Below are 6,523 nucleotides of genomic sequence, written 5' to 3' on the forward strand. Positions count from 1 at the left end.
GCCAAAGGCGGCGAAGGGCTGTTTATGCATGCGCAGAAAGATATGACGACCATGGTGCTGAATGATCGCACCACGACGGTGCTGGCGGATCACACCGAGACGGTGGCGAAAGATCAGACCATCACTGTACTGCAAAACCACAACACCACGGTGAGTGCCAATCACAGTGTGGCGATACAGGGGGATCAAGTTACGGTGATTGGGGGCAGCAGAGAAGAGGCGGTGCAAGGCCCGCTGGTACTCTCCTCAGCCACAGGAATACGGCTGGTGTGCGGTGCGGCAGTGATCGAGCTTGATACCAATGGCAATATCAGTTTGATTTGCAACAACTTTAACTTTTATGGCTCGGCCGCAGGTCAGGTTACGACGGGGGGCGTACTGGACCTGAATATGGACGGTGGCGGACCGGGCACACAGGCGGGCCCCAGTGCGGAAGCGATTGCCGCTGCGGTCAAGGCGGCTTTCCCGCCTGCGACCCAATAATACATGCTGAACAGGGAAAGAGAGATGAAATACCCGATCTATGAAGGTTGCCTGGATTTGCCGGAAGGTGCCGAAGACGAGAGCGTTAACATAATCAAATTCAATGCATTGCAGTCGGCGTTGGTGATCACCCGTGCCCGTTTAAAACCGGGGCAGTCACTGGACGGTTACTACGATCAACAAATGGTGCAATTAAAACGCGCCATGAAAAACTTTCTGCTTGATGACAAGAAAGTTGTCAGCGTTAACAGCCCTGATGCGCAGCGGGTGTCGTACCAGACACACTGCGAGTTCGATCAAAAAGGGCAAAAAATGCGTCAGTGCCTGTTATTCACCGCCGCGCAGGGGCATTTACTGGTCATGGCGTATTCACAACCCCGGGCCTTTACCGCAGACGATCTGGCCCACTGGCAGAAGATGATCAACAGCCTCACGCTACACTGATTTTTAAGGGACAACACCATGGCAGGGGATTTTCTGGCAGCAAAAGAAGCGGACACCTTGGCGCATACCTCCATTTGGGCCGATTTAGTGAGCGGGATTGTGAAAGGGGCGATTTACACCGCTATCGGTATCGCCGCAGTGGCGGCCACGGCGGCCACCGGGGGGGCTGCGCTGGCTGTCGGGCTGGCGGCTGGCGTGGCGGGCGGCTTTATTTTAGGGGACGCGATTGATGCTGTTTCTGATGGTATCGGTGAACTGCTGGGAGGGACGTCACTGGATGCGACCATTGTCACCGGGTCGGAGAATGTCCATACCAAAAGCAAACCCGCCGCCCGTGCCGCCGGGAGTATTCCCCATGACCGCCTCTACGCATTAATCGAAGATGAGCGGCAAAATCCGCCGAAAAATAAAGCGCTGGCGATTGCGGAAGGCGTGGCCCAAAAAGCCTTTATGCTCAGTGGGCCGGGTATGGCGATGGCCGCCGGATCGCTGGTGAAATCTCTTTTCAGTGAAAATAAAGCGGCCCCTGTTCCCCCGTCCCCGCCTCCCGGCAATGAGCCCCAAAAAGGGTTCTTTGAAGGGGTGTGGGAGGGCATTGTGGCCCCGGTAGCCGCCGCGAAAGATCCGTTGGCGACCCCGAAGGACGATGACAAAATTGCCTGTACCAAATGGCATGCCTTCGGGGGGCCACTCTACCTGGCGGAAGGTTCGAAGAAAGTCCTGATCAACAGCCAACCCGCCAGTCGCAATGGGGATCGCAGTACCTGTGAAGCGGTGATCGACCATACGCATGGCAGCCCCCGGGTGCGTATTGGCGGTGGCAGCGTGGTGGTGCGGGACATCAAAAGCGGTAAAAACCCGGTGATGGATCTGCTCGGGCAGGTGATAGGCTCTGCCGGTGTGGGGCTGCTGGCTGCTGGCGCGCGGACGTTGCTTACCGGAGGCGTCCGCAAGTGCCTGAGTACGGTGGGCTGTACCCTGGTGATGGAAACGGTCGGTGCGGGGTTGGGCGCGGTGGTGGGCGGTGCCATCGGGCAGGCGGTATCAGCGGTTGCCAATCCGGTGCATGCGGCGACCGGAGCCAAAGTGTTATCCGGCGAAGAAGATCGCGATTTTGTGTTACAGGGCCAATACCCCTTGTACTGGCAGCGGATCTATAACAGCCGCAATGCACATGACAGTGTGCTGGGGCGCGGCTGGTCATTAGCTTTTGATGTCGCTGTGCGCCTTGAACCCTCCCTGCGCTTCCCCGGTGAAGATGAGGTGATTTACACCGATCGTACCGGGCGGGATCTGTCGCTGGGGATCATGGCGTTGGGCAGTGCCTTCTATTATGTCGATGAAGGCTTTCGCATGTACCGCAGCCTGAACAATATTTTTCTGCTTGAAACCCCGGAAGGTGATTACGAGCTGTTTGAAGCGGATCCCCACGGTATTAACCGGTTACGGCTGGAGAAAACCCTGGATCGCCATGAAAACAGCCTGACCTACCGGTATACCCCTGACGGGCAACTGAGCCATATCTATGATGACAGCCACGCGGTATCCGTCCGGCTGCGTTATCACCCGGATCATCCGCACCGGTTGCAGCAGGTCAGCCAGATCAGCGATGAGCAACATGAGCGCCTGTTGGTGGAATATCATTACAATCCCGCCGGGGAACTGGTGGCGGTGCAGGATGCCGACGGGCGTATCACCCGCCGCTTTGCCTATGATCCAGACCACCATCTGATGACGCAGCACCAGTTTGCGACCGGGTTACAGGCCCATTATCGCTGGCAGTGGCTGACGGTGCCAGAAGCGCTGCGTGACGAGGGCGATCCGGTTCAGCAGGGGTATGTCGCTGAGCACTGGCTGATGGCGGGCGAGCAGTGTCTGGAGGCATATCAACTGGAGTACGATCTGGCGCAGCAGATCTTACGGGTTAACCAGCGCGGGGTCGGTACCAGTGTGCGTTACTGGAACAACCAACATCAAATCACCGCCCACACGGATGTTTACGGCCACCGCTGGCAGTTTGAGTGGAACGACCTGCGTCAGTTGTGCGCGGCGACCGATCCGCAGGGTGGAGTTTACCGTTTTGAGTATGACGCGCGGGGGAATCTCAGTGCCAGCGTGGATCCGGAGGATGAAAAATTCCTGACCGGGTGGGATGAGGATTTTGCCCTTCCGTGCTCACAGATTTTACCCAACGGCGGCACCTGGTATTACCAGTACAGTGCGCGGGGCGATCTGATCGCCACGATCGATCCCGCCGAACAGGTCACCCGCTATGATTACGATACACAGGGTAACCTGATCCGGCAGGTGGATGCCTGCGGCAATGAGAGCCACTATGCGTATAACCCGCGCGGGCAGTTGATCCGTCAGACCGACTGTTCCGGTTATATGACGCGGGTGGCGTATGACGAATGGGGCCAGTTGCAGTCCCTCACGGACGCCAGCGGGGCGATGACCCACTACCACTTCTCGGCCACCGGGTTACTGGAGAAACAGATCCTGCCGGATGGCCGTGCGCCGCAGTTCCAGTACGATCCCGCCGGGCAACTGGCAAAGATAGTCAGTCCGGCGGGGGATATCACCACCTTTGCCCGCAATGCGCGCGGGCAGGTCACCGAGCGCGGGGATGGCCGTCAGCAACGTGTGCGTTTTCAATACGATACGCTGGGCCACCTTGTCTGCCTGCTGAATGAGAAGGGGGAAGCCTACCGGTTCGAGTACGATGCATTGCACCGTCTGACGGCGGAATATGACCTGAGCGGGCAGTGCAAACAGTACCAGTATAATGCATCAGGCGCGGTGATCGCGCTGACCCATTACCCCGATGCGGCGATACCCGCATTGCAGACGTCGCCGCTGTTCACCGCCTTCGAGCGTGACCAGACGGGCCGGTTGCGGGCCAGAATGACGCATGACTGCCGGACGGAGTACCGGTACGGCAAGAGCGCCCTTACGGTCACCCGTTTTACCCGTGCCGAATGGGCACAGGCCCAAATTGAGCAACGGGAGCCGGTGGTCCTGGATACGCTGGCGTTCAGCTATAACACGCTGGGGCAGCTCACGGAGGAGCGCAATCTGGGGGGCGATTACCGGCATCACTATGATCCGGTTGGCAATCTGCTGAAGACGGTGCTGCCGGACGGGCGTGCTCTGCGGCACCTCTACTACGGGAGCGGGCATTTACAGCAGACCAATCTGGTGGACGGTGAGGATATTCAGGTGCTGGCGGAGTATGAGCGCGACAGGCTGCACCGGGAGGTGCGCCGTACTCAGGGGGCGTTGCAGCAGCAGACGGAATACGATGCCAGTGGGCGCATTGTCGCCAATATCACCCGTTTGGGCGTGCGGGCCAGCGTCTTTGCGCCGGTTATCGATAAACGTTATGGCTATGATGCGAATGATAACCTGATCGAACGGGTGGTGAACTACGGTCACAGCGACCGGCCGTTCCACTACGGGCCCCGGGACGCGGAGCAGTACCATTATGATCAGGCGGGCCAGATAACGGCCAAAGTGCAGGGTCACGACAGCCGGGATTATCTGTACGATGCGGCGGCGAATTTACTGGATCGTACCTTGCCGGTGGCGAACAATAACCGGGTGACACAATTTGCGGGGTACCGTTACCAGTACGATGGTTTTGGGCGGATGGCGGAGCGGACCCATGAGCGTAAGCGGCTCCGGCAGTTTTTTGAGTACAACAGTGATCACCGTGTGGTTCGGGTGCGGTTTGATAACCACCCGGAGTTTACACGGGTGGAATACGGCTATGATGCGCTGGGACGGCGGACAGAAAAAGTGTTGCACCGTCAGGGTCACGAGGGCGCAGTGCCGGAGCCGGAGGTGATCCGCTTCTTCTGGAACGGGATGACCCTGTGCGGAGAATGCAGCGGAAATAAACCCAAGAACGCGGTTCTGTATACCTACCGGGCGGGGAGTTATGCGCCGCTGGCGCGGGTGGATACCTTCCATTATGAAGAGGCGGATACGGGAAAAGTCCATCATTCGACGGAGGTATTTTACTACCACAACCACCTGAACGGGATGCCGGAAGAGCTGACCGATGAAACGGGCGCGATAGTGTGGCGGGGCCATGCCAGCCTGTGGGGCAATACGCAACATGAGGAAAATAAACAGTATGTTGTGGTGGCGCAGAACCTGAAGCTTCAGGGCCAATACCTTGACAGAGAGACGGGGTTGCACTACAACACATTCAGGTATTATGACCCGGTGATGGGGCGTTTCACCCAACCCGACCCTATTGGGTTGGCGGGGGGGATAAATCTTTATGCTTATGCACCGAATCCGCTGGGGTGGGTTGATCCGTGGGGGTTGAAATGTGGGACGGTCGAATATCGTCACCGTCAAAAACCAGGGAAAGTTACCAATATCCCTGAGCTTCGTCGACAAATTAGAGGCCAGATAAGAGCATTCAATAAAATCTTGAAAACGGAAGGAATGGCTGGGTTAAAGAAACGGATTAATAATTATAACTCTGCATTGGAAAAAGAAGGGCGAGGGTATGTTAGAGGGCTCGGTTCTGCAGGGGAAGGAAAAGTTTGGTTGCATGAGCCAGATATGAGGGCCGGGGGGTTACCAAGTGATGTTTCTCGAATTGGTTTGAGTCGAGAGAATTCTATTATTGGAGGTAATGCTCCTAGTGTATCTCGTCAAATTTTAGATATGCCTGATGATATTACTAAGCTTTCATCAAAATTATTCTTGGATTGAGGTGATTATGGAACGTGATGCAGAAATTATAAATACTTACCTGGCATTAGATGAAGATGAACGCATTGAATATGTTCGGAACTTCGATGGTGCTTTAAGTTTAAATTTGGCATTATTCTTTTTGGAAATCGCATGTGAAACCTCTAATGATGAAGTTTTACGAATCGAGGTTCTTAAAGTTTTAGGATTATATAAAGGGGGTTATAACGATGAAGAGATTAAGAAACGTTTGCTTGAAGTCATAGGCAGAGAAGATGAAGACGATGATGTAAAGATTAATGCTATTAATACAATGGACTTGATGTCAGTTTCTGATGATGATGTTGACTTTTTCTTTAATTTATTAAAAAGTGACGAGTACATTTTAATAAAAGAGGCTGCTTTTTCCTTTATTACACACCATAAAAATCTATCATCCGCTAATGCTGTTTTAAACAAACTTGTAAATGATAAGGTGTTCGGTAAGTCAGCGAGTCGTGAATTAGCTAGTTAAATTCATTTCTGATAAAGACTGGAAAGATCCTTTTTGGATCTTTCCAGTTATTTTTATCAGTTGCTACACCAACATATTACCCTGCAGCCCCCGAATAATCACCTTACCCGCCATCACGCTAATCGCCAGCGGTTGCGCGGTTAAGCCTGTTTGCGTGAGCCATTCTCCGGACAGAGACAGTTCACCATTATCCTGTATCCAGTCCATGCCAATATGGTGATCGTTTTCAATCTCATTAAGTACCTGTTGAGTTGCGATCTCATTGGCGATTAAGGTTATTATCAGGCCATTCCGATATGGTTGTATTTTAAATGCTGCGCCGGGCGTAAATCCTGCATTAATAATATCTGGTTTGTCGATAATGAGTTCAGG

General features: G+C 54.4%; 5 protein-coding genes. 4 read left to right on the plus strand and 1 reads right to left on the minus strand.

Annotated elements, in window-relative coordinates:
- The 4 genes from AC971_RS24860 to AC971_RS20985 form a co-directional block, all read left to right on the plus strand.
- The coding region (locus AC971_RS24860; RefSeq protein WP_414826410.1) for a bacteriophage T4 gp5 trimerisation domain-containing protein at positions 1–483 on the plus strand (483 nt) is incomplete at its 5' end.
- 24 nt (positions 484–507) lie between these two features.
- A complete protein-coding gene (locus AC971_RS20975; protein ID WP_025381687.1) occupies positions 508–927 on the plus strand; it encodes a DcrB-related protein in 420 nt (139 codons plus the stop codon).
- A gap of 18 nt (positions 928–945) precedes the next feature.
- Positions 946–5,658 (plus strand): RHS repeat-associated core domain-containing protein, encoded by a 4,713-nt coding sequence (locus AC971_RS20980; RefSeq protein ID WP_025381686.1) that lies wholly within the window; start codon positions 946–948, stop codon positions 5,656–5,658.
- A gap of 7 nt (positions 5,659–5,665) precedes the next feature.
- Positions 5,666–6,151, plus strand: coding sequence for a HEAT repeat domain-containing protein (locus AC971_RS20985; protein WP_025381685.1), 486 nt, complete (start codon positions 5,666–5,668; stop codon positions 6,149–6,151).
- Positions 6,152–6,214: 63 nt separating this feature from the next.
- Here AC971_RS20985 and AC971_RS25390 read toward each other — a convergent pair.
- On the minus strand, positions 6,215–6,523 hold a 309-nt coding region (locus AC971_RS25390; protein WP_072071382.1), incomplete at its 5' end, for a SymE family type I addiction module toxin.

Source organism: Yersinia similis, assembly GCF_001053095.1.
Lineage (GTDB): Bacteria > Pseudomonadota > Gammaproteobacteria > Enterobacterales > Enterobacteriaceae > Yersinia > Yersinia similis.

What these genes read in the sequence shown, in the direction of transcription:
- AC971_RS20980 (WP_025381686.1), top strand. Translation starts at nt 946, where the DNA reads ATGGCAGGGGATTTTCTGGCAGCAAAAGAAGCGGACACCTTGGCGCAT.
- AC971_RS20975 (WP_025381687.1), top strand. Translation starts at nt 508, where the DNA reads ATGAAATACCCGATCTATGAAGGTTGCCTGGATTTGCCGGAAGGTGCC.
- AC971_RS20985 (WP_025381685.1), top strand. Translation starts at nt 5,666, where the DNA reads ATGGAACGTGATGCAGAAATTATAAATACTTACCTGGCATTAGATGAA.